This window comes from Mycobacterium sp. NGS68 (assembly GCF_059812195.1).
Genome location: NZ_JCALCE010000005.1, coordinates 12,031 through 36,255, shown reverse-complemented (window position 1 = coordinate 36,255; position 24,225 = coordinate 12,031). Strand labels below are relative to the sequence as shown.

The window sequence follows — 24,225 nt, the reverse complement described above, 5'->3', positions numbered from 1 at the left end:
CCTTTACCAGGCTTTACCAGGGGCGGGTTGAACACGTCACCGAGGTGGGTGCGGTGTTTTGCGTGACCACCTGGCCGTCTACCGAGATCTCGCAGTGCAGTTCGGGGGTGGCCCCGGAACCGCAGTCCGGCCAGTGGCATCCGCCGCTGGCATTGACGTAAGCCCACTGGCTTGGGTTGGTCAGCGTCGCGGTGTACGTCAGCGGCTGACCGGCGGCGAACGGCGTCGGCGCCGTGGTCAAGAACTGCGACGAGTTGGCGTTGAAGGCCGCCTGGCTGGGCGGATCGCTGGTGATGTACCGGACGTTACCGGTCAGATTGCCGGTGCTGGTGATGGTGTAAACCACCTGATGGCCCGCCGGATCCGCGTGCGCTGCCGCGGGCGTGATCGCCACCCAGGCGACTGCCAGGGCCGCGGCGAATGTTGCCGCCGCAACCCCGCTCATCAGTTTCTGCACGTTGGTCATGTCGAAAACGCTACCGGATTCGTTACCGCGGTTGCGGCCGCTCGGATGGCCTTCGGCCAGCCTGCTCGGGTATGAAGCATGGGTGAGCGACGATCGTGCCATGAGTCGCCGCCGCGTCCTGACGACAGGCACCGCGGCGCTCGCCGGCGCCGGAATCGCAGGTGGGGCCGCCGTCGTGTGGTCGCGGGAATCGCACCGGCGCGGCCCGGCCGTCTGGTACCGGCCGGAGCGCATCGGCGCGCCCCCGGTGGCCGGCCTGCATCTGCAGTTCGGCAAGAACGCCGCCACCGAGGTGGTGGTGTCCTGGCACACCACCGAGGCCGTCGCGAACCCACGGGTCATGCTGGGCACACCGACGTCGGGCTTCGGGCGCACGGTCGCGGCCGAGACGCGCACGTACCGGGACGCGCGGTCCAACGTCGAGGTGCGCGTCAACCACGCCCGGCTGACCGATCTCACGCCGGACACCGACTACGTCTATGCCGCGGTGCACGACGGTGCAAACCCCGAGTCCGGGACGGTGCGAACCGCGCCGTTGGGACGAAAGCCCCTGCGTTTCACCAGCTTCGGCGATCAGGGCACACCGACGCTGGGCAGGTTGGCCGGCGACAAATACGTCAGCGACAACGTCGGCACCCCCGCGGCCGGGGACACCACGATGGCAGTCGAGCGGCTGGGCCCGCTGTTCAACCTGGTCAACGGCGACCTGTGCTACGCCAACATGGCGCTGGACCGAATCCGCACCTGGTCGGACTGGTTTGAGTGGAACAGCCGCTCGGCCCGCTACCGCCCGTGGATGCCCGCCGCCGGCAACCACGAGAACGAATTGGGCAACGGCCCAATCGGTTTCGGCGCGTATCAGACCTATTTCTCGGTGCCGGACGCGGGATCCAGCCCACAGCTGCGGGGGCTGTGGTACTCGTTCACCGCCGGATCCGTGCGGGTGATCAGCCTCAACAACGACGACGTGGCCTACCAGGACGGCGGCAACTCCTACGTGCATGGCTACTCGGGCGGCGAGCAGAAGCGCTGGCTGGAAACCGAACTCGCGGCCGCGCGGCGCGATCCGGACATCGACTGGCTCGTGGTGTGCATGCACCAGACGGCGATCTCCACCGCCGACCGCTTCAACGGCGCCGATCTGGGGATCCGCGAGCAGTGGCTGCCCTTGTTCGACCAGTACAAGGTCGACCTGGTGGTCTGCGGCCACGAACACCATTACGAACGGTCGCATCCGCTGCGCGGGACGCTGGGCAGCGACACCCGCACCCCGATACCCGTCGCGACCCGCACCGACGTCATCGACACCACCCGTGGAACCGTGCACATGGTGATCGGCGGGGGCGGCACGTCGCTGCCGTCGAACAGGTTGCTGTTCCCGCAACCGCGCTGCCGCGTGTTGACCGGCGTCGGCGAGTACGACCCGGCGATCAAGGCCAAGGCGCCGATCTACGTCATCGAGGACGCGCCCTGGTCTGCGGTCCGCGACCCCGACAACCCTTACGGTTTCGCGGCTTTCGACGTCGACCCGGGCCCGCCCGGCGGCAACACCACGATCAAGGCGACGCACTACGCGCTCAGCGGGCTGTTCGGTGCGGTGACCGTAGTGGACGAGTTCACGCTCACCAAACCTCGCGGCGGGTAGATCAGAACAGCGTCTGCTGAACGAGCTCCGGAACCACCTCCTCTTGCTCGACGGGACGCGACGGCGGGCGGTTGTCGCCGCCCAGCCGGTACTTCGCGATCAGCGGCGCTGCCCGGGCGCGCAGTTGCTCGCGGTAGCTCGGCGGCAGGTAGGCGCCGCGCCGGTACAGCTCGCGGTACGCGGGCACGAGCTCCGGATGGGCGCGGGCCAGCCACGACATGAACCAGCCGCGTGTCGAGCCACGCAGATGCAGGCCGAAGACCGTGACGCCGGTACCGCCGGCGGCAGCGATCTGACCGAGCAGCCAGTCAAGGTGCTCTACGGAGTCCGTGAGATGCGGCAGCACCGGGGCGACCATCACGTGGCAGCCCAGGCCGGCGTCGCGGATCGCGGCGATCAGGCGCAGCCGCGCCTGCGGCGTCGGGGTGCCCGGTTCGACGTCGCGGTGCAGCGCCGCGTCGCCTACCGCCAGTGACACCGACACCGACACGGGCACCTGTCCTGCGGCGTCCGCGATCAGCGACAGGTCGCGCCGCAGCAGGGTGCCCTTGGTGAGGATCGACAGCGGCGTGCCGGATCCGGCGAGCGCGCCAATGATCCCGGGCATCAGCGCGTAGCGGCCCTCGGCACGCTGGTAGGGATCGGTGTTGGTGCCCAGCGCGACGGTCTCGCGACGCCACGACGGACGACGAAGTTCCCGGCGCAGCACCTCGGCGACGTTGGTCTTCACCACCACCTGGGTGTCGAAGTCGTCGCCGCAGTTGAAGTCCAGGTATTCGTGCGTAGGGCGCGCGAAGCAATAACGGCAGCCGTGCGAGCAGCCCCGGTACCCGTTGACCGTGTATTGGAAAGGTAAGGCACTCGACCTCGGCACCTTGTTCAGCGCCGACTTGCACAGCACCTCGTGGAAGGTGATGCCGTCAAACTGCGGCACGCGCACGCTGCGGACCAGGCCGATGCGCTGCAGCCCCGGTAGTGCTCCGTCGTCGACGGGTGTCCCGTTGACGGCGACGGCTTGGGCAGTCCAGCGCATCTCTCTATTCGAACATTTGTTCGATACAATGTCAAGTGCGCGCTCGCGGTGTCGACCGCGTCAATACACCAACACAGAAATGTTACGAATGTTTCTAATGATTCCAAAGTTAGTATTGTGACAATCGCTTCCAGAGTCGGGAGGAGCGATGCGGCGTTTGCTGAGCGCGCTATTCGCGCCGTTGTTTGCGTGCGGTTTCGCAGTCACGTCGGCCCCGAATGCACATGCCTGGCCGACGCTATGTCCCGTCAATCGCTATCTCGCGATGTACTACAACAACCTGACGCACAGCGGAATACCGGTGCTCATTCGCTGCGAGAGATCCGCGGGCGCAGCGTGGGCCGCCAACCACCCGGGCCTGGTGCGGGCCGGGCATTTTTCGGTGGTCTATAAGGGGTCGATCGATTTTCCGAGCACCGGCACCTACAACTGGAACGCCAACGTCAGCGACGTGACTGTCAAGGTGACGCTCGATGGCACTCCGGTGATAGACGAGCCGAAAATCGACTACACCGATTATCTGGTGTCAAACACTGTGAGCAAGGGTGTCCATACCGTCCAGGTCGTCGTGGTCGATGCCGCCAAGGATGGCGCCGCGGATTTTTCCGTGTCGCCGGCGGGAACCGGTGAACCGAGTACCAATGGCAACTATTTCGCGGCGGACTCTTTTTACAACCAGCCCATTCCGGCGCACGCGGCGATTGATCCCCAGAGCCTGATTTGGGTCGGTTTGCTGTATGCCGACCCGAAGGTGAGCGGCATCGTGTTCAATTACGACGCCTGGTCAGTCCCGATTTACAAGGCTCCCGCGGGCACACCGACCGCGACAGTCCGGCTCCGAAACACTAATACACACATCACCATTCCGTATTCGCCCGACTTCAGGCCGAGCCCGGACACGGACTCTCATCTCGCGGTGATCGACACCGGCAACGGGTGTGACTACGAATTCCAGGGCTTCGATCCGGAGTCGATGTCCGCGCACTCCGAAGCCACCTTCCACTCCGACACCGGTTCGGGCGGACACGTATCGGACCAGGGCCACGCCGGCGGCGAGCTGTCCTACATCGGCGGACTGATCACGCCCGAAGACGTCCGCGCCGGCGTGATCACGCATGCCCTGCGATTCGCCATTCCGGACAACACCTGGACCTTCACCTACCCCGGGACCAGGTCCGACGGCACCCTCGCCGCCGGCGTTCCCGAGGGCACCCGGATCCAGTTGGACCCCAACCTCAACCTCAATTCGCTCAGCCTGTCGCCGTTTCAGCGCATGGTCGCCAAGGCGCTGCAGACCTACGGCGCCTACGACGGGGATACCGCGGGCGCATTCGCACTCTTCGCGGAGAGCGCGACGGACGGGTCGACGTATGGCGAGCCGTTCACGCCGCTGCCGAAGTCGCTGATACCGCACCTGCGCTTTCTCGCGCCGCAGGGCTCGTCGACAGGCTTCCGACTCGACGCGGCCGACGACGCGACCTGCCAGCAGCCGCACTGAGCCGCGCCGCGTGGCCGGACGAGAGGCCTATACCACGCCATTCATGCCGCCGGTACCGAACAGCAGTCCGCGCGTGCCCCCGATACCCCCGGGGCCACCGGAACTGCCGTTGCCGCCGTTGCCGCCGTTTCCCGCCAGCTGTGCGTCGCCACCATTTCCGCCCGTACCGGGAGAGTTGATGCCGCTGACTCCGGCGTCGCCGCCGGCACCGCCGCTGCCGATCGTGCCGCCGCCACCGCCGTTACCGCCGGTACCCGGGTTTCCCTCCAAGCTGAGCCCGCCGGTCCCGCCCGCGCCACCATTTCCGAGTACACCAAAGGCCCTGCCGCCGTTCCCACCGTTCCCGCCGGACGCAAACAGGCCGTAACCGCCGGCGCCCCCAGCACCGCCGTTTCCGACGAGTCGCCCGCCGGTGCCACCGTCTCCGCCGTTCAAACCGGCGCCAGTGTTCACGTCGGTGCCCCCGGTTCCACCCGTCCCGCCGTGACCGAACAACCCGAGCGCGTCGCCGCCGTTTCCGCCGGCCGAGCCGTCCCCGACCAGGACGCCGTTGCCGCCGTCGCCGCCGTTGCCGAACAAGCCGCCATCCCCGCCGCGGGCACCGGCGCCGCCGTTGCCCCCGCTGCCGAGCAGACGACCACCCTCGCCGCCGGCGCCGCCGGGTCCGGACAGGCCGGGAGCACCTGCTCCGCCATTGCCGCCGTGACCGACGAACCGTGCCGCGCCACCGTTGCCGCCCGCTCCCGCGGTGCCGGTTTGGCCGCTAGCTATGGCGCCGGCCCCACCGTCGCCTCCGTTGCCGACCACCCCGGCGGTCCCGCCGATTCCACCAGCGCCGCTGGCGAAGAAGGCACCGACGCCGCCCGCGCCTCCGGTTCCGCCGTCACCCACCAGCCCTAAAGCGTCGCCGCCCGCACCACCCGAACCGCCGGGTCCGGCAGTGGCGATTCCGCCGTTGCCGCCGCGACCGCCACTGCCAAACACGTGCCCACCTGTGCCCGCGTCGCCGCCATTGCCGCCCTGTATGCCTCCCACGGCCCCCGTTCCGCCGTTGCCGCCGTCGCCGACCCAACCGGCGGCACCGCCGTGGCCGCCGCCCCCGCCGGCTCCCTGCGTGCTGCCGAAACCGGAGGCACCGCCGCCGATCCCGCCGTTGCCGCCAAAGCCGCCATTACCCCACACCCCGGCGGCACCCCCAACGCCACCGGTGCCGCCCTGGCCGCCCGCGACGTGGCCGCTGGGCGCACCTCCCGCACCGCCGTTGCCGCCGGCACCCCCGTTGCCGTGGAAGCCCCCCGCGCCGCCGGCGCCGCCATCGCCCCCGATGCCGCCCGCATGGCCTGCGACCCTGGGCGTCGCGCCGGCACCGCCGTCGCCGCCGGCACCGCCGCTGCCCCACAGCCCGGCACCTCCGCCGCTACCGCCGACGCCGCCGTTGAGCTCCGAAGCGAAGCCCGTACCCGTGCCGCCCCCGCCGGTGCCGCCGGCCCCGCCATTGCCGTAGATCAAACCGCCGCGCCCACCGTTTCCGCCGGCCGCGGCCAAGCCGCCGCCACCGCCCATTCCGCCGTTGCCGATCAGTCCCGCGTTGCCACCGTTACCCCCGGCGGCCTGGCCCTCGGCGCTGAACCCGTTGCCCCCATTGCCGTACAGCAGGCCTCCGTCGCCACCGTTGGGGTTCTGCGCGGTGCCGGGCGTGCCGTTGCCGATCAACGGCCGCCCCAGCGCCGCCGCCGTCGGCGCATTGACGATGCCGAGCACATCCTGCTGCAGAGCCTGCAGCGGCGAGGCATTCGCAGCCTCGGCGTGGGCGTAGGCGCCTGCGCCCGCGGTCAAGGCCTGGACAAATTGCTGATGAAACGACGCAGCCTCCGCGCTGAGCGCCTGATAGGCCTGGCCGTGCCCGGAGAACAACGTCGCGATGGCGGCGGATACCTCGTCGCCCCCTGCGGCCAGCACACGCGTCGTTGCCCCGACGGCTGCGCTGTTGGCCTCGCTGAGTGTCGAGCCGATTCCCTGCAGATTCTTCGCTGCCGATTCAACGAACTCGGGGGCGGCGATGACAAACGACATGGCTTCCCTCCCAACACTTTTGCGTCGGTGGCGGGCGCAGGCCCCGTATTGGCCTGATGATAGAACTGGCCAGCTGGACCTTCAGGTCTTTCAGTCAGTTGTCAGGTAACTGCCAACGTGACCACAGCAGACGGCTACCGGCCCAGACGCGAAAGCACTTCGGCGACAACCGAGTCCAAGGGAACCGAAACCTGTTCGCCGGAAGCCAGGTCCTTCACCCCGACGGCGCCGGCCTCGATCTCCCGATCGCCGGCCACCAGCGCGAAACGCGCGCCGGAGCGGTCGGCCGCGCGCATCGCGCCTTTGAGCCCGCGGTCGCCGTAGGAGAGGTCGACGCGCACGCCGGCACCCCGCAACTGCGCGGCCACCACAGCCAGCCGCAGCTTTGCCGCGTCGCTCAATGGCACGCCGAACACGTCACACCGCGCCGACGGTCCCACACTGCGCCCCTCGGCGCGCAGCGCCAGCAGGACCCGGTCCACGCCGAGGCCGAACCCGATGCCGGACAGGTCCTGCCCCCCGAGTTGGCGCATGAGGCCGTCGTATCGGCCGCCACCACCGATGCCCGACTGCGCGCCCAGCCCGTCGTGCACGAATTCGAACGTGGTCTTGGTGTAGTAGTCCAGCCCACGCACCATCCGCGGGTTGATCACGTAGGACACCCCCAGCGCATCCAAATGAGCCAGCACGGTGTCGAAGTGCTGCTTGGCGCCGTCGGACAGGTGGTCGAGCAGCACCGGCGCGTCGGCCGTCATCGCGCGCACCTCGGGGCGCTTGTCGTCGAGCACGCGCAGCGGGTTGAGCTCCGCGCGACGCCGGGTCTCCTCGTCGAGATCCAGGGCAAAAAGGAAGTCCTGCAACAGTTCCCGATACTGCGGGCGGCAGGTGTCGTCGCCCAGCGAGGTGATTTCCAGCCGGTAGCCATCCAGGCCCAGCGCCCGGAAACCCGCGTCGGCGACGGCAATCGCCTCGGCGTCCAGCGCGGGGTCGTCGACGCCGATCGCCTCCACGCCGACCTGCTGCAGCTGGCGATACCGGCCGGCCTGCGGGCGCTCGTAGCGGAAGAACGGCCCCGAATAACAGAGCTTGACGGGCAGCGCGCCGCGGTCCAGGCCGTTCTCGATCACCGCGCGCACCACCCCGGCGGTCCCCTCCGGCCGCAGGGTCAGCGACCGGCCGCCGCGGTCGGTGAAGGTGTACATCTCCTTGGTCACCACGTCAGTGGATTCCCCGACGCCGCGGGTGAACAGCGCGGTGTCCTCGAAGATCGGCATCTCGATGTGGCTGTAGCCCGCCCGGCGGGCCGCCGAAAGCAAGCCGTCGCGCACGGCGACGAACTCGGCTGACTCCGGCGGGACGTAGTCCGGGACTCCCTTGGGGCCAGAAAACGCGGCGAATTCGCTCACCGGCTACAGGCCTTCGGGGAACGGGTTGAGGCGACGCTCGGCGCCGACGGTGGTGGAGTTGCCATGCCCGGGTAGTACCACGGTCTGGTCGTCGAGCACCAATAGCTTTCCGACGATCGAGCGGTACAGGTCGCGGCCGCTGCCGCCGAACAGATCGGTGCGGCCAATCGAGCGCTCGAACAGCGTGTCCCCGGTGAACACCACGTCGGCGCCGGTCTTGGCGGCCTCCGGCACCCGGAAGCACACCGACCCGCGGGTGTGCCCTGGAGTGTGGTCGACGTTCACCGACACGCCGCCGAGGTCGATCTTGTCGCCGTCGCGATCCAGCTCGACGACCTGCTTGGGCTCGCGGAAGAACGCGCCGGTGAACAGCTGCGCCACCCGCGGGCCGAAGCCGTGGATCGGGTCGGTCAGCATGAATCGGTCCTCGGGATGGATGTAGGTGGGGCAACCGAAGGTGTCGGACACCTTCTGCGCGGACCACATGTGGTCGATGTGGCCATGGGTCAGCAGCACCGCGGCGGGCGTCAGCCGATTCTCGTCGAGGATGCGCCGCAGCTGGCCCATGGCGCGCTGCCCCGGGTCCACGACGATGCAGTCCGCTCCCGGCCGTTCGGCCAGCACGTAACAGTTGCACGCCAGCATCCCGGCGGGAAATCCCGTGATCAACACGATGTCCAGTTTCCCATGGCCGCCGGATCCGGCTGCGTCGGCGACCCCAGAAAGCGACATGGAAAGATAGCGGCCGTGCCGACCAACGAACAGCGACGTGCCACCGCCAAGCGCAAACTCGAACGGCAGCTGGAGCGCCGCGCCAAGCAGGCCAAGCGCCGTCGTCAGATCGTCATCGCGGGCATCGCGGTCGCGGTGGTGGCCGTCATCGCGGCGGTCGTCTTCGTCGTCGTGAGCAGCAAGGACGACAAGAAGACCAAGACGGCGACGCCGACGACGAGCAGTTCCGCGGGCCCGCCGCCGTCGGTCAACCTGCCGCCTGTCGATCTCGGCAACGCCGTGCCGCTACCGGAGTTCAAGGCGCCGGCGAACCTGGGCGCAAACTGCCAGTACCCGGCATCGCAGGAACCGGCCGCCAAACCGGCCAAGCCCCCGAAAACCGGCAAGATACCGACCCAGCCGGCCACAGTGAGCGCCAGCATGGTCACCAACCAGGGCAAGATCGGCCTGCTGCTGAACAACGCGCAATCGCCGTGCACCGTCAACAGTTTCGCCAGCCTGGTCGGCCAGGGCTTCTTCAACGACACCCAGTGCCACCGGCTGGTCGCGTCTCCCGCGCTGTCGGTGCTGCAATGTGGCGACCCTACGGGCAAGGGCACCGGCGGCCCGGGCTACCAGTTCGGCAACGAATACCCGACCGACCAGTTCCCGCCCAATGACCCCAAGCTGAAGCAGTCGGTGATCTATCCTCGCGGCACCCTAGCCATGGCCCACTCCAGCCTGCCGAATAGTAACGGCAGCCAGTTCTTCATGGTCTTCCGCGACTCGGCGCTGCCCCCCGACTACACCGTCTTCGGAAAGATCCAGGACGACGGGCTCGCCACCCTGGACAAGATCGCGCAGGCCGGCGTCGTTCCCAACACAGAGTCGACACCCGCCGCCGAAACGACGATCAAGTCGGTGCTGCTCGACTAAGTTTGCGCAACGAGGGGGGTGCCCGTGGAGGCAAGGTCGTTCGGGCGCTACGAGCTTCTCGACTTGCTGGGTCGCGGCGGCATGGGCGAGGTGTACCGCGCGCACGACACGGCCACCGAGCGCATCGTCGCCATCAAGCTGCTACCCGCTGACCTGGCCGGGGACCGGGCGTTCGAGCAACGCTTCCGCCGCGAGGCACGGACCGCGGCCGGCCTAAACGACCCCCACGTGGTGCCGATTCACAGCTACGGCGAGATCGACGGCCAGCTTTACGTGGACATGCGGCTGATCGAGGGCTCCGACCTGCAAACACTGCTGGTCGCCGAGGGTCGTTTCACCCCCGGGCGCGCCGTTGCGATCATCGAGCAGGTCGCCAGCGCCCTGGACAGCGCGCACCGGGCGTCGTTGGTGCACCGCGACGTCAAGCCCTCGAACATCCTCATCACCGGACGCGACTTCGCCTACCTCATCGACTTCGGGATCGCCCGCGCAACCACCGACACCGCCGTCACGAAAACGGGCCAGACGATAGGCACCTTCGCCTACATGGCACCCGAGAGGTTCAGCGGCACAATCGATCCGCGTGGCGACGTCTACGCGCTGACCTGCGTGCTGCACGAGTGCCTGACCGGCGCCAAGCCCTACCCCGGCGACAGCCTCGAACAACAAGTCGCCGGCCATCTGACCGTCCCGCCCCCGCGGCCGTCGGCCATGGCGCCCGGCATCCCGCCGGCCTTTGACGCCGTGATCGCCAGGGGCATGGCCAAGGACCCTGTTCAGCGCTACCAGACGGCATCCGAGTTGGCCGACGCCGCGCGCGCCGCGCTGATCGCGCCGCCGATGCCACCGCCGCCCGTCCCGCCGCCGCCGGATTGGGCCGCGCCGCCGGGTTGGGCCGCGCAGCCGCCGACCCAGCAGGCCCCGTGGCCGCCGCTCGACAGCCACCTGCAGCCCCGCCCCGCTACGACCCGACGGTGGCTGGTCCCGACGATCGTCGGCGCGTCGATCGCGGTGGTAGCCGCGACAGTCGCGATCGTGATCGTCACGGGAAACGGCAACGAGCACCCGGACGCTGCCTCGACGACAACCTCGAGCGCGGCCACCCCCAGCAGCAGCACCCCGGGGACCGAGCCGCCGGCCGGCACGCTGCCGCCGTTCACCGCCCCGGCCAACCTCGGCGCCAACTGCCAGTACCCGCCGTCGCAGGCCGGCGCCGTCAAACCGGTCAGGCCGCCGCGGACCGGTAAGGTGCCGACCGAGCCGGCCACGGTGAGCGTCAGCATGGCCACCAGTCAGGGCCCGATCGGGCTGCAGCTGGCCAACAACGAATCACCCTGCACGGTCAACAATTTCGCGAGCCTGGCCGCCCAGGGCTACTTCAACGGCACGCCATGCCACCGGCTGACCACCGCCCCGGCGCTCGGCGTGCTGCAGTGCGGCGACCCGGAGGGCACGGGCGCGGGCGGCCCCGGCTACCAGTTCGCCAACGAATACCCAACCGACCAATACCCGCCGAGTGATCCCCGGTTGCAGCAGCCGGTCGTCTACCCGCGCGGCACCCTGGCGATGGCCAACGCCGGACCCAACACCAACGGCAGCCAGTTCTTCCTGGTCTACAAGGACTCGCAGCTACCGCCCACGTATACCGTCTTCGGCAAGATCCAGGCCGACGGGCTGGCCACCCTGGACAAGATCGCCAAGGGTGGAGCCGCCGGCGGCGGAACCGATGGCAAGCCCGTCGCCCAGACGACCATCACGTCGGTCCTGCTCGACTGAAGCTGACGCAACGCTATGGTCGTGGGCGTGGGGACCCCAGAGTCTTTCGGGCGATACGAATTGCGGGGCGCGCTGGGCCGCGGCGGGATGGGGCAGGTTTTCCGGGCGTATGACGCCACGACCGACCGGGTGGTGGCGCTCAAGGTGCTGCCCCCGCAGGTGGCAGAGGACGACGCGTACCAGCAGCGGTTCCGTCGCGAGGCGCGCGCGGCGGCCAACCTCAACGATCCGCACATCGTGCCCATCCACGGCTACGGTGAAATCGACGGCCAGCTCTATGTCGACATGCGGCTCATCGAGGGCCGCGACCTGAACACCTTTATCGCCGAAAACGGTGGGCGGCTGAGCCCTTCGCAGGCGGTCACGGTGATCGAGCAGGTCGCGGCCGCGCTGGACAGCGCCCACCACGTGGGTCTGGTGCACCGCGACGTGAAGCCGTCGAACATCCTGGTCGCCGACGCGCGGGACTTCGTGTACCTGATCGACTTCGGAATCGCGCGCACCGCGACGGACGTCACCCTCACCAACACCGGGCACACCATGGGCACCATGGCGTATATGGCCCCCGAACGTTTCAGGGGCACAACGGATGTGCGTGCCGACGTGTATTCGCTGGCGTGCGTGCTGTGCGAGTGCCTGACCGGACAGCGGCCGTACCCGGGCGCGACGTACGAGGAGCAACTCGCCGGACACCTGAGTACGCCGCCGCCACGACCGTCGGCCATGGCGCCCGGCGTCCCGCCGGCGCTCGACGAGGTGGTCGCCCGCGGCATGGCCAAGGACCCCGACGAGCGCTACCAGACGGCGCTCGACCTCGCCCGGGCCGCCAGGGCGGCGCTGGGCGGTGCGCCGGGGCCGACGCCGCTGTCGTCGGCGCCCACCGGCAGCTTCCCGCCGAAGCCCGCGCAACCAGAACCCGCTGGGCCGACGCCCACGCAACCGGAACCCGCCGGACCGCAGTTCACCGGGCCGGCGCCCACAGCCCCGGAGCCCGAGGCCCCCGCCCCGAAGCCGCACAGATCCGTGCTCTTGATCGTGGCCCTGGTCGCCGCGCCGATCCTGGCGCTGGCGGCGGTGGTCGCCGTGATCGGCAACCTCACGTCGCACCACGACAAGGCCGCGACCGTCCCGTCGTCGAAGGCGCCGGCCGAGGCCGGCGTGCCGCAGTTGCCGGCGTTCACCCCGCCGCCCGAGCTGGGCGCCGACTGCCAGTACCCGTCGTCGCCGGAGCCGGGCGGCCAGGCCGCGGAGCCGCCGCGCGCGGGCAAGGTGCCCACCGAGCCGGCCGAGATCGCTGCCGACATCGTGACCGACCAGGGCAACGTCGGCCTCAAGCTCTCCAACCAGAAGTCGCCGTGCACGGTGAACAGCTTCGTGAGCCTGGCACGGCAGCGGTTCTTCGACGGCACGCAATGCCACCGACTGAGCACCTCGCAGACCCTGAGCGTGCTGCAATGCGGCGCCACCCGCAACGACGGCACCGGCGGCCCCGGCTACCGCTTCGACGACGAATACCCGGCCAACCAGTACGGATCCAACGATCCCGCGCCACACCGCCCGGTGCTGTACCCGCGCGGAACGCTGGCGATGGCGACCAACACGCCCGACGCCAACGGCAGCCAGTTCTACCTCGTCTACCGCGACTCCGAGCTACCGCCGCATTGCACGGTATTCGGCACGATCGACGACGAAGGCCTGGCCACCCTCGACAAGATCGCCAAGGCCGGCGTCGCCGGGGGCGGCGACGACGGAACCCCCGCGACCCCGGTGACGATCGAATCGGTGCGGGTGGAGTGACGTGACGGGTGTAGCGCCGGGGGCTTCGTTCGGCCGGTATCAACTGCTGGGAGTGTTGGGCCGCGGAGGCATGGGCGAGGTCTTCCGGGCCCACGACAGCGCGACCGACCGGGAGGTCGCGGTGAAGCTACTGCCGGCGCACCTGGCCGAAGATCCCGATTATCGGCAACGGTTCCAGCGTGAGGCGCACACCGCGGCGGGACTCAACGACCCGCACGTAGTGCCCATCCACAATTACGGCGAGATCGACGGCCGGCTCTATGTGGACATGCGCCTGATCGAGGGGCGCGACTTGGGCGCGCTGTTGATGGATGGCCGGCTGCACCCCGCGCGGGCGGTGGCGATCATCGAACAGGTCGCGTCCGCGCTGGACGCCGCGCACCGGGCCGGGCTGGTGCACCGCGACATCAAGCCGTCGAACATCCTGATCGCCGCCCGCGACTTCGCCTACCTGATCGACTTCGGCATCGCGCGCGCCGCCGCCGACACCGCGCTGACGAACACCGGACAGACCGTCGGCACGATGGCCTACATGGCGCCCGAGCGGTTCAGCGGCACCACCGACCCGCGCGCCGACATTTATTCGCTGACCTGCGTGTTGTACGAATGCCTGACCGGCCGGCGGCCCTTTGCCGGCGACAGTCCCGAGCAGCAGCTGGCGGGACACCTGGCCGCTCCGCCCCCGGCGCCGTCGGCTCTGTGCCCCGACGTCCCGGCCGGCTTTGATGCCGTGATCGCCCGCGGCATGGCGAAGGACCCCGACCAGCGCTACCAGAGCGCGCTTGCGCTGGCCGAGGACGCCCGCGCGGCGTTGACGACCATGCCGAGGGTGCCCGTCAGGCCCGCGGCAACGGCCTCGTCATCATGGGTGGCGAGCTCTCTGGTGGCGTCGCTGATCGTGCTGATCGCCGCGTACCTGCTCGGCGTCCTCGTCGCCGGGGGGCACCGGCCCGACCACTCCGTCGAACGCCAGGGCGGCACCCGGATCACCCTGACCGCGCGGACTCCCGACGGTTCGGCACCCTCAGCCGAGGCGCTGTCGCAGGCGCGGCAGATCATCGCCGCCCGGGCCAAGGGGCTGGGGATCTCCGGCGCGCAGGTCGTCGTCGACGGCAGCAACGTGGTGGTGACGGTGCCGGGAAGCGACGCCGGCCAGGCCCGCAACATCAGCCAGACCGCGCGGCTGTACCTGCGGCCGGTGATCCAGTCCGTGCCGGCGCAGCCCCCCGCGACGCCCGCGTCCGAGGGGCCCGCACCGGCGCCCCCGGCCTCCGCGCCGCCCCCGCCGGCCGATCCACCCGCGTCCCTCGCCGAGCGCATCGCGAACGAGAAGAAGCTCCGGCAGAACACCAACCCGCGCATTCAGTTCCTGGCGCTGCAATATCAGGCGGCCCGCTGCGGCCCCGGCGACATCTTGGCCGGTAATGACGACCCGACCCTGCCGCTGATCACCTGCTCGACGGACGGAAAGGTGGCGTACCTGCTCGGACCTTCGATTATCGGCGGCGACCAGGTCCAGGACGCCGGCACCAGCGTGAGCCAGCAAACCGGAGACCACGTCGTCGACCTGTTGTTCAAGCCCGCCGCGGCAAACACGTGGGCCGAGTACACCGCCGCGCACGTTGGTACCCAGGTGGCGTTCACGCTGGATTCGCGCGTCGTCAGTGCGCCGACGATCCAGGAGGCGATTCCCGGCGGCCGAACCCAGATCAGCGGTGGCGATCCGCCGTTTGACGAATCCACCGCCCGCGGGTTGGCCAACGACCTGAAGTACGGTGCGCTGCCGCTGAGTTTCGAGATGTCGCCTGCGGAACCGGTGGCGCCCACTCCGGGCGCGGCGCGGCCGGACCCGGTGTCGGATCTGCTTTCGCCGCCGGGGTGGGTCGTCGCGACGCTGGCCGGGCTGGCGCTGGTGCTGATCGGCGTGCTGGTGTTCCTGCTGATTCGTGCCCGTCGGGCTCGCATCGGGGCTGCGTTCAGGGCGTGAATTACGTCGAAAGCAGCGCCCTCACCGCAGTTTCGGCGCCGTCGGCGCAGTTTCGGCGGTGGAACTAGGCCGCGGACGTGACCCGGTAGACGTCGTAGACGCCCTCGACATTGCGGACCACGTTGAGCAGGTGCCCGAGGTGCTTGGGATCGCCCATCTCGAAGGTGAACCGGCTGATCGCCACCCGGTCACCCGACGTGGTGACCGACGCGGACAGGATGTTCACCTTCTCGTCGGCCAGCACGCGCGTCACGTCCGACAGCAGGCGGTGCCGGTCCAGGGCCTCGACCTGGATGGCCACCAGGAACACCGACGACGGCGACGGCGCCCACAGCACCTCGATGATGCGCTCGGCCTGCTGCTGCAGCGACGCGGCGTTGGTGCAGTCGGTGCGGTGCACGCTGACGCCGCCCCCGCGGGTGACGAACCCCATGATCTGGTCGCCTGGCACCGGAGTGCAGCACTTCGCGAGCTTGGTGAGCACGCCGGGAGCGCCGGGCACGGAGACGCCGACGTCGTCGTTGCTGCGCGGGCGGCGCAGCATGGTCGCCGGGGTGGACCGCTCGGCGAGCTCCTCCTCGGCCTGGTCGAGACCGCCGAGTTCGGCCAGCAGGCGTTGCACGACGTGGCGCGCCGAGACGTGGCCTTCACCGATCGCGGTGTAGAGCGCGGACACGTCGGTGTAGTGCAGCTCGCGGGCGACGGCGCCCATCGACTCGCCATTCACCAAGCGCTGCAAAGGAAGCCCGCCCCGACGCACCTCGCGGGCCATCACTTCCTTGCCCGCCTCCAGCGCCTCCTCGCGGCGCTCCTTGGCGAACCACTGGCGGATCTTCGTCTTGGCGCGCGGTGACACCACGAACTGCTGCCAGTCCCGCGACGGCCCGGCGTTGAGCGCCTTGGACGTGAAAACCTCGACGACTTCGCCGTTTTCCAGCTTGCGTTCCAGCGCCACCAGTCGGCCGTTGACCCGCGCCCCGATGCAGCGGTGGCCGACCTCGGTGTGCACCGCGTAGGCGAAGTCCACCGGAGTGGATCCCGTCGGCAGCGTAAAGACGTCGCCCTTGGGTGAGAACACGAAAATCTCCTGCACCGCAAGGTCGTAGCGCAGCGACTCCAGGAATTCGCCCGGGTCGGCGGCCTCCCGCTGCCAGTCCAGCAGCTGACGCATCCAGGCCATGTCGTCGATCTCGGCGGCGGCGTGCGGGTGTGGAACTCCGTTGCGGCCCTTGGCTTCCTTGTAGCGCCAGTGCGCGGCGATGCCGAACTCGGCCGTCTTGTGCATGTCGCGGGTGCGGATCTGCACCTCCAGCGGCTTGCCCTCCGGGCCGACGACGGTCGTGTGCAGCGACTGGTAGACGCCGTATCTGGGCTGGGCGATGTAGTCCTTGAACCTGCCCGCCATCGGCTGCCACAGCGAATGCACCACGCCCACAGCGGCATAGCAGTCCCGGATCTCGTCGCACAGGATGCGGATGCCGACCAGGTCGTGGATGTCGTCGAAGTCGCGGCCCTTGACGATCATCTTCTGATAGATCGACCAGTAGTGCTTCGGCCGGCCCTCCACCACCGCCTTGATCTTCGAGGCGTTGAGGGTGTTGGTGATCTCGGTGCGGACCTTGGTCAGGTAGGTGTCCCGCGACGGCGCCCGGCCGGCGACCAGCCGGACGATCTCCTCGTACTTCTTGGGGTGCAGGATCGCGAACGAGAGGTCCTCTAGCTCCCACTTGACGCTCGCCATCCCCAGCCGGTGGGCCAGCGGCGCAATGACTTCCAGCGTCTCGCGGGCCTTGCGGGCCTGCTTCTCCGGCGGGAGGAAGCGCATGGTGCGCATGTTGTGCAGCCGGTCGGCGACCTTGATCACCAACACTCGCGGGTCGCGGGCCATCGCGGTGATCATCTTGCGGATCGTCTCGCCCTCAGCCGCGCTGCCCAGCACGACGCGGTCCAGCTTGGTCACGCCGTCGACCAGATGGCCCACCTCTTCGCCGAACTCCTCGCTCAAGGCCTCCAGCGTGTAACCCGTGTCCTCGACGGTGTCGTGCAGCAGCGCGGCGACCAGCGTGGTGGTGTCCATGCCCAGCTCGGCCAGGATGTTGGCGACGGCCAGCGGGTGGGTGATGTACGGGTCGCCGGAATGGCGCAGCTGGCTGGCGTGGCGCTGGTCGGCGACCTCGAAGGCGCGCTGCAGCAACGACAGGTTGGCCTTCGGATAGACCTCCCGGTGCACCGCCACCAGCGGCTCGAGCACGGGATTGAGGGCGCCGCTGCGCGCCGTCATCCGGCGGGCCAGCCGGGCGCGGACCCGCCGCGACGCGCTGCTGGTGGTCTTGAGCGCCTCTACCGGCGGTTCGGGCGGCGCCTCTGGCACCGGCTCGACGACCATCGGGGTTTCCGCATCGGTTTCTGCGGGCGGCGCAACGACGGCTTGCGCCGTGCTCTGGTCGTCCGCCACGTTTACCTCCGAAAGTCGCCTTCGCCCTTCGAGGATATCGGGTGTCGGGCCTTGCGCGGCCCCAACGTGCGGCCGGCCGCACGTTCGGCGCCCAACGTGCGGCTGGCCGCACACTCGGCGCCAGTCGGCCTGCGCGGCGCCCCTTCGCGCGGCTAGGCCATGCTCAGGCTGTGCACCGGCAGCGGGGCGATCGCCTCGCGGCCGCCGAGCGCGGGAAGTTCGATCAGCACCGCCGCGGAAATCACGTCTCCCCCGGCACGCACCAGCAGCCGCTGCGCAGCGCCCAGGGTGCCGCCGGTGGCGAGCACGTCGTCGATGATCACGATGGTGCGACCCCGCAGGTCGATGCCGTCGGCGGGGATCTCCATGGCGGCGCCGCCGTACTCCCGGGTGTATTCCTCGGTGAGCACCGGCGGCGGAAGCTTGCCACGCTTGCGGATCGACAGCACGCCGATGCCGAGCCGCGCGGCGGCGGCCGCGGCCACCATCGACCCCCGCGATTCGATGCCGGCCACCAGATCCACCCCGGTGGCGAGCTCGGCCAGCGCGTCGGTCACCGCGGCCATGCCGTCGGGGTCGACGAACAGCGGCGTGAGGTCCTTGAACCGCACGCCGGCCTTCGGAAAGTCGGCGACGTCGCGGGTCAGCCCCGCAATTACCTCGGCGATCGTCGTCCCCCCACCCCGCATCACTGCAATCTCACTGCATAAGGGCCCATCTGTCCATGTTCCAGCCCGCGCCCCAACGGGTCGGATTCTTGCCCACCGCGTACATCTTCTTCGACATCAACAGCGTGCGCTGCTGGCGGTAAAGCGGCAAGGTCGGCATGTCGCCCCACAGGATGGGCGCGCTCTCGGTCAGCAGCCTGACCCGCTCGGCCGGGTCGGCCGACACCGCCATCGCGTTGATATTGCCGTCGATCTGCGGGTTCGCGTAGCCGGACAAGTTGTTGCCGTTGCCGCTGTGCAGCGTGTAGGCGTCCATGGCCGAGGCCCCGGTGGACCCGCTGCCGGTGGCTCCGCCGGTGCTGGACAGCAGCACGTCGATCTTGCCCTCCCGCAGCGCCTGCGGGCCGGGGGTGTCGATGGTGACGCCCGTGACGGTAATGCCGGCCGCGGCGCAGGACTTCGCGATCGCCCCGACGGCGGTCGCCAACCGGGCGTTGGGCCCCTGGTAACCGACCCGCAGCGCCAGCGGCGCGCCGTTGAGGGCGCCTTTGGCGGCGGCGGGGTCCGCCTTGCTGAATTGGCCGGCCTGGGCGGCCCCGTCGGCCTGGGCGACGGAGTCGTCGGCCACCGGCGACAGCCTGGAGTTGGCGATCGGCACCCCGGCGTCCCGGGCGATCACGTCGCGCGGGGTACACAGCGCGAACGCGCGGCGCTCACGGGCCAGCGCGAGCGGTCCCTGCATCGCGAAGATCAGCTGCTCGATACCGGCCGACGGATAGTCGATGCGCTCGTAATTGTCGGGCGTGGCAAGCGATCCCGACGACCCGGCCGCGACGTCGACCACGTCCACATTCCGGTTGTTGACCCGGTCCTGGATGTCGGGGCCCTGCGGCCGCACGGTCACCCGTTTGGTCACCGCCTTGGGGCCCCACCAGCGATCGTTGGCGGTGAGCACCACCGAGCCGCCCGGCAGGACGGATTCGATCTTGTACGGGCCAGACGACGGGAAACGCTTCAGATCCAGGCCCGGCTTGAGATCCCAGATGGTGTTCCACAGCTTGGCGATCTCGTTCACCAGCTGGATCTGATTACCCAGCAGCGCCGCCGTGACGTCGACCTTCAGCTGGTCGGCGATGACGTGCGACGGCATCATCGACGTCGCCGCGAACAGTTGACCGTAGTCGACCACGCCGCGGTCCGGGACAAACGTCACCCGGGCCTTCTTCTGCCCGGGGATGCATTCGATGTTGGCGATGTCGACGTAGCCGGCCTGGGTGTTGGCCTCGAAGGCGGGGAACTTGCCGGACTGGGCCGCCCATGTGAGCACCAGGTCGTCGCAGGTCACCGGCTTGCCGTCGGAATAGACCGCGTTGTCGGCAATCTGGTAGTCGAGCACCAGCGGCGCCCCGCCCACCACCGAGACGCTGCCGAAGTCGTGGTCGGCGACGATCTGCCCGTCCGGCCCGTGGTAGCCGAAGCCGGTGAGCGTGCGGGCGAATGCCTGCGCTCCGGCCGACGCGGCGCCGACGACCGTGTTGGTGTTGTAGCTGATCAGCGCGCCGTCGACGACGTAGTCGATGTGCCCCGCGGCGCTGCTCGAGCACCCGCTCACCGTCATAGCCGCCGTCAGCGCCGCCGTCAGACCCAGGAGCGTCCACCGGTAGCCGGCCATGCTGACTAGCCCCGACTAACGCCGGCCGGCATTGCGTTTGCCGGTCGGGCGCCGGGTTCCGGTGGGCCGCACCGGTTTCGCGCCCGGCGCCGGTTTGCTCGCGGCGTTGGCAGCGACCGTCTTGGCGGTGCTGCTGACCTGCGTGGCGGCCTCGACGGTCTCCGTCGCCGCTTCGTCGTCGTCGGCCGCGGTGGCGGTATCGGCGCTCACCGCCTTGGCCCCGGATTGCGCGGCCGGGCTGCGCCGCCGCAGCACCCGGCGGCTGTGGGTGCGCACCAGCTCGGTGCGTTCGCGCAGGGTGACCAGCAGCGGCGTGGCGAAGAAGATCGACGAGTAGGTGCCGACCAGGATGCCGACGAGCTGCACCAGCGCCAGGTCCTTCAGCGTGCCCACACCGAGCAGCCACACCGCCACCACCATCAGCGCCAGCACCGGCAGCACGGAGATCAGGCTGGTGTTGATCGAGCGCATGAAGGTCTGGTTGATCGCCAGGTTGGCCTGCTCGGCGAAGGTGCGCCGGGTGGTGTGCTGGAAGCCGTGGGTGTTCTCCTCGACCTTGTCGAACACGATGACGGTGTCGTAGAGCGAGAAACCCAGGATCGTCAGCAGTCCGATGACCGTGGCCGGGCTGACCTCGAAGCCCACCAGCGAATAGACACCGGCGGTGACCGTGATATCGAAGAACATGGTGATCAGCGCGGAGACGGCCATCCAGAGTTCGTAACGCACCACGATATAAGCGCCGACCAGCAGGACGAACACCCCGAGCGCGATCAGCGCCTTGACGGTGATCTGACCGCCCCAGGTCTCCGACACCGCCGAGTCACTGATCGCCTGCTTGCTGGGCTTTCCGTCCACCTGCGGCTGGAACGCGTCGAACAGCGCGGTCTTCAGTTTCGCCGTCTGCTGGTTGTCCAAGTGCTCGGAACGAATCTGCACCGTCGCGGAGGAGCCGCTGCCCACGATGACGACCGCCTCAGCATCCTTGCCGATGGTCTTGCTGAAGACGTCCTGCACCTGGCTGGTCTGCACGGTGCCGTGCACGCCGTTAGCGGGCATCGACACCGTGGTGCCGCCCTTGAAGTCGATGCCGAACGTGAAGCCGCGGACCAGGATGCTCAGCAGGGCGATCGCGACGATCGCGCCGCTGACGCCGTACCAGAGCCGACGCCGTCCCACCACCTCGAATGCGCCGGTGCCGGTGTAGAGCCGAGACAGGAAGCTGTGGTGCGGCGCCTCGCCGACGACCGGCTTCGCAATGACCTTCGTGGACGCTGTGGACTCAGTCGGTTTCGCGGCCGGTTTCGCGGCGGTCTTGGCGGCCGACTTGGCCGGGGGCTTTTTCGTCGCCGGCTTCGCTTTCGCGGCCGGTTTCTTGGGCGACTCCCCCAACGCCGAGCGGGCGGCCTCCGCCAGCTCGGTGGCCGTCGAGTAGCGCTCGTCGGGATCCTTGGCCATTCCGCGTGCGATCACCTCGTCGAAGGCCTTCGGGATGTCGTCGGAAACGCTGGACGGCTTCGGCACGTCGCCGGTGAGGTGCCCGGCGAGTTGCTGCTCCATGCTGTCGCCGGGGTACGGACGCTGGCCGGTCAGGCACTCGTACAGCACGCCGGCCAGCGAATAGACGTCGGAGGCGGCGTCGGCCGTGCCGCTGAACCGCTCCGGGGCCATGTAGGCGAAGGTGCCGACGGTCTGCCCGTCGGCCGTCACCGACGTGTCCGCGGCGGCGCGGGCGATGCCGAAATCGATCAGGTAGGCGAAATCGCGCGCGGCCACCAGGATGTTCGACGGCTTGACGTCGCGGTGCACCAGGCCCGCCTCGTGCGCGGTGTCCAGCGCCGAGGCGACCTGCTCGATCAGCTTGACCGCGCGCGACGGACTGAGCTTCCCGCCCTCGTCGGCGATGAGCGTCCCCAGATCCGGCCCCTCGATCAACCGCATGTCCACATACAGCTGGCCGTCGATGTCGCCGTAGCTGTGAATGGGCACCACGTGCGGATCGTTCAACCCCGCGGCCGTCTTGGCCTCGCGGCGGAAGCGGCGCTGAAAGTCCACGTCCTCGGCCAGGTGCGCCGGCAGCAGCTTCACGGCGACGACGCGGTCGGTCTCGCTGTCATACGCGCTGAATACTTCGCCCATCCCGCCGCGACCCAGCAGGTCGCGGAGTTCGTAGCGGCCGAAGTCCTTTGTCGCCATGAGGATTTAACCCCGTCCCGTCGTTGAAGCTGACGTCCGGCGTTCGCGGGCCGCCTGCTGAACCGCGCCAAGGCCGTTGTAGGCGGGCTTGGACAGCAGCGACGACTTGGACGCCAGGTACACCAGCGGCCAGGTCACCAGGAACACCACCACCAGGTCGAGGATCGTCGTCAGACCCAGCGTGAAGGCGAACCCCTTCACCTGGCCGATCGCCAGGAAGTACAGCACGGCGGCGGCCAGGAACGTGACCGCGTTGCCCGACACGATCGTCTTGCGGGCCCGCGCCCAACCGCGCGGAACGGCCGATCGGAACGAACGGCCTTCGCGTATCTCGTCCTTGATGCGTTCGAAGAACACGACAAACGAGTCCGCGGTGGTACCGATGCCGATGATCAGACCCGCGATCCCGGCCAGGTCCAGGGTGTAGTTGATATAGCGGCCCAGCAGCACCAGGATCGCGAAAACCATTGCCCCCGAAGCGATCAGCGACAGCGCCGTGAGCAGGCCGAGGACCCGATAGTACAGCAGCGAATACAACAGCACCAGGATCAGACCGATCCCGCCCGCGATCAGCCCGGCCCGCAGCGACGTCAGGCCCAGCGTCGCCGACACCGTCTGGGCTTCCGACGGCTCGAACGACAGCGGCAGCGACCCGTACTTCAGCACGTTGGCCAGCTGGCGCGCGGTGGACGAGGTGAACGGCGGGTCACCGCCGTTGATCTGGGTCCGGCCGCCGGGGATCGCCTCCTGGATCACCGGGGAGCTGACGACCTGCGAGTCCAGGGTGAACGCGGTCTGGGTGCCGACGTGCGCGGCGGTGAAGTCGGCCCAGATGGCCGCCGCGGCGGGCTTGAACTGCAGGTCCACGACGTAGCCCAGGCCGCGCTGGTTCATGCCGGAGCTGGCGTCCTGGATCTGGTCACCGCTGATGATCGACGGCGCCAGCAGGTACGCAGCCTTATGGTCCTGCGAGCAGGTCACCAGCGGCAGCTTCGGGTCGTCGTTGCCGGCCAGAATGTCCTGGTAGCCCTTCTTGGCGCACAGCGTGGCCTGGTACTGCAGGGCCAGGAACTGGACACCCTGCCGGGTGCTCTGCCGCCAGCCCTTCTCGGCCGCGATGCGTTCCGCGAGTTCCTTGCGCGGGTCCGGGGGCGCGGGCACCTCACCAGGCGGCGCCTCCGCCGGGGCGGGAGCTCCACTGCTAGGTGCCGGCGCCGGGCTGGGCGCCGGAGAGGGACCGGGCGCCGGGGTGGGGTCCTGCGGGTAAGGCCGCGGCTGTGGGGCCGGGCCGGCGCCGGGGGCGGGCGGCGGAGCCGGGTTGGCGCCGGGCGCCGGCGCGGGGGCCGGTTGACCGCCGGGCGCGGGCGCGGGGCCGGGTTGACCGCCGGGCGCCGGTGCGGCGGGCGCCTTGGGCTTGGGCGGTTCGACAGCCTGCGCCGGAATCGCCTGGATCACCGGCCGGATGTACAGCCGCGCGGTCTGGCCCAGGTTGCGGGCCTCGTCGCCGTCGTGGCCGGGCACCGTGATGATCAGGTTGTCGCCGTCGACGACGACCTCCGAACCGGAGACGCCGAGCCCGTTGACCCGCGAACTGATGATCTGCTGCGCCTGGGCCAGCGCGTCGTGGCCCGGGCGGGAGCCGTCCGGCGTGCGCGCGGTCAGTGTGACGCGGGTTCCACCCTGCAGGTCAATGCCCAGCTTCGGGGACGCCTTCCTGTCGCCGGTGAGGAAAACCAGCAGGTAGACGCCGATGAGCAGGGCCAGGAACACCGACAGGTAGCGGGCTGGGTATACCGGCGCCGAAGACGATGCCACGTTCCGTATATCTCCTTGAGAATCGGTTCAGTACCCCGAAGACCTCGAAGCGACTCCGGAAAAGACTACGTGTCGCGTTTGCAGGGCCTTC

General features: G+C 69.3%; 16 protein-coding genes and 2 pseudogenes. 7 read left to right on the top strand and 11 right to left on the bottom strand.

Annotated elements, in window-relative coordinates:
- Nucleotides 1-13 precede the first annotated feature (13 nt).
- A complete protein-coding gene (locus tag AC5Y5V_RS07915; protein ID WP_499932535.1) occupies nt 14-466 on the bottom strand; it encodes an Rv2576c family protein in 453 nt (150 codons plus the stop codon).
- Nucleotides 467-566: 100 nt separating this feature from the next.
- On the opposite strand from AC5Y5V_RS07915, the gene AC5Y5V_RS07910 reads away from it, so the two are divergent.
- Nucleotides 567-2,111: a purple acid phosphatase family protein gene (locus tag AC5Y5V_RS07910; RefSeq protein WP_499932533.1), complete on the top strand. Its 1,545-nt coding sequence runs from the start codon at nt 567-569 to the stop codon at nt 2,109-2,111.
- A gap of 1 nt (nt 2,112) precedes the next feature.
- Here AC5Y5V_RS07910 and AC5Y5V_RS07905 read toward each other — a convergent pair whose 3' ends face one another.
- Nucleotides 2,113-3,144 carry an Rv2578c family radical SAM protein gene (locus AC5Y5V_RS07905; RefSeq protein WP_499932531.1) on the bottom strand — a complete coding sequence of 344 codons (1,032 nt, stop codon included), beginning with the start codon at nt 3,142-3,144 and terminating at the stop codon, nt 2,113-2,115.
- 265 nt (nt 3,145-3,409) lie between these two features.
- Between AC5Y5V_RS07905 and AC5Y5V_RS07900 the strand changes: the two genes are divergently transcribed.
- Nucleotides 3,410-4,642 carry a PA14 domain-containing protein gene (locus AC5Y5V_RS07900; protein WP_499932529.1) on the top strand — a complete coding sequence of 411 codons (1,233 nt, stop codon included), beginning with the start codon at nt 3,410-3,412 and terminating at the stop codon, nt 4,640-4,642.
- A gap of 27 nt (nt 4,643-4,669) precedes the next feature.
- Here the strand turns inward: AC5Y5V_RS07900 and AC5Y5V_RS07895 are convergent, their stop codons facing one another.
- The 3 genes from AC5Y5V_RS07895 to AC5Y5V_RS07885 form a co-directional block, all read right to left on the bottom strand.
- The gene (locus AC5Y5V_RS07895; RefSeq protein ID WP_499932527.1) at nt 4,670-6,715 is read right to left on the bottom strand and encodes a PE family protein; all 2,046 of its coding nucleotides are present in this window, start codon (nt 6,713-6,715) and stop codon (nt 4,670-4,672) included.
- Between the two features lie 134 nt (nt 6,716-6,849).
- On the bottom strand, nt 6,850-8,121 hold the full coding sequence (hisS, locus tag AC5Y5V_RS07890; protein WP_499932524.1) for a histidine--tRNA ligase: 1,272 nt from the start codon (nt 8,119-8,121) through the stop codon (nt 6,850-6,852).
- Between the two features lie 3 nt (nt 8,122-8,124).
- Nucleotides 8,125-8,793, bottom strand: a complete 669-nt coding sequence (locus tag AC5Y5V_RS07885) for an MBL fold metallo-hydrolase (RefSeq protein WP_499932940.1) — start codon at nt 8,791-8,793, stop codon at nt 8,125-8,127.
- A gap of 75 nt (nt 8,794-8,868) precedes the next feature.
- Here AC5Y5V_RS07885 and AC5Y5V_RS07880 point away from each other — a divergent pair, with 75 nt between their 5' ends.
- From AC5Y5V_RS07880 to AC5Y5V_RS07860, 5 genes and pseudogenes are all read left to right on the top strand, one after another.
- Nucleotides 8,869-9,768: a peptidylprolyl isomerase gene (locus AC5Y5V_RS07880; protein ID WP_499932522.1), complete on the top strand. Its 900-nt coding sequence runs from the start codon at nt 8,869-8,871 to the stop codon at nt 9,766-9,768.
- An 18-nt stretch (nt 9,769-9,786) separates the two neighbouring features.
- Nucleotides 9,787-10,542: pseudogene (locus AC5Y5V_RS07875) on the top strand (serine/threonine-protein kinase); the annotation flags it as partial.
- Between the two features lie 171 nt (nt 10,543-10,713).
- Nucleotides 10,714-11,544, top strand: a complete 831-nt coding sequence (locus AC5Y5V_RS07870; RefSeq protein WP_499932936.1) for a peptidylprolyl isomerase — start codon at nt 10,714-10,716, stop codon at nt 11,542-11,544.
- A gap of 87 nt (nt 11,545-11,631) precedes the next feature.
- Complete coding sequence (locus AC5Y5V_RS07865; protein ID WP_499932933.1) at nt 11,632-13,341, top strand: protein kinase domain-containing protein; 1,710 nt, start codon at nt 11,632-11,634, stop codon at nt 13,339-13,341.
- A 70-nt stretch (nt 13,342-13,411) separates the two neighbouring features.
- Complete coding sequence (locus AC5Y5V_RS07860) at nt 13,412-15,328, top strand: protein kinase domain-containing protein (protein WP_499932929.1); 1,917 nt, start codon at nt 13,412-13,414, stop codon at nt 15,326-15,328.
- 64 nt (nt 15,329-15,392) lie between these two features.
- Here the strand turns inward: AC5Y5V_RS07860 and AC5Y5V_RS07855 are convergent, their stop codons facing one another.
- From AC5Y5V_RS07855 to secD, 6 genes and pseudogenes are all read right to left on the bottom strand, one after another.
- Nucleotides 15,393-17,783, bottom strand: a complete 2,391-nt coding sequence (locus AC5Y5V_RS07855) for a RelA/SpoT family protein (protein WP_499932520.1) — start codon at nt 17,781-17,783, stop codon at nt 15,393-15,395.
- Between the two features lie 152 nt (nt 17,784-17,935).
- Nucleotides 17,936-18,472 carry an adenine phosphoribosyltransferase gene (locus tag AC5Y5V_RS07850; protein WP_499932517.1) on the bottom strand — a complete coding sequence of 179 codons (537 nt, stop codon included), beginning with the start codon at nt 18,470-18,472 and terminating at the stop codon, nt 17,936-17,938.
- 10 nt (nt 18,473-18,482) lie between these two features.
- Nucleotides 18,483-20,123 carry an ABC transporter substrate-binding protein gene (locus AC5Y5V_RS07845; protein ID WP_499932515.1) on the bottom strand — a complete coding sequence of 547 codons (1,641 nt, stop codon included), beginning with the start codon at nt 20,121-20,123 and terminating at the stop codon, nt 18,483-18,485.
- A gap of 15 nt (nt 20,124-20,138) precedes the next feature.
- A complete protein-coding gene (secF, locus tag AC5Y5V_RS07840) occupies nt 20,139-21,383 on the bottom strand; it encodes a protein translocase subunit SecF (RefSeq protein WP_499932925.1) in 1,245 nt (414 codons plus the stop codon).
- A 168-nt stretch (nt 21,384-21,551) separates the two neighbouring features.
- Nucleotides 21,552-22,319, bottom strand: a pseudogene (locus AC5Y5V_RS07835) (serine/threonine-protein kinase); the annotation flags it as partial.
- A gap of 6 nt (nt 22,320-22,325) precedes the next feature.
- A complete protein-coding gene (gene secD / locus AC5Y5V_RS07830) occupies nt 22,326-24,134 on the bottom strand; it encodes a protein translocase subunit SecD (protein WP_499932513.1) in 1,809 nt (602 codons plus the stop codon).
- Nucleotides 24,135-24,225: the final 91 nt, after the last annotated feature.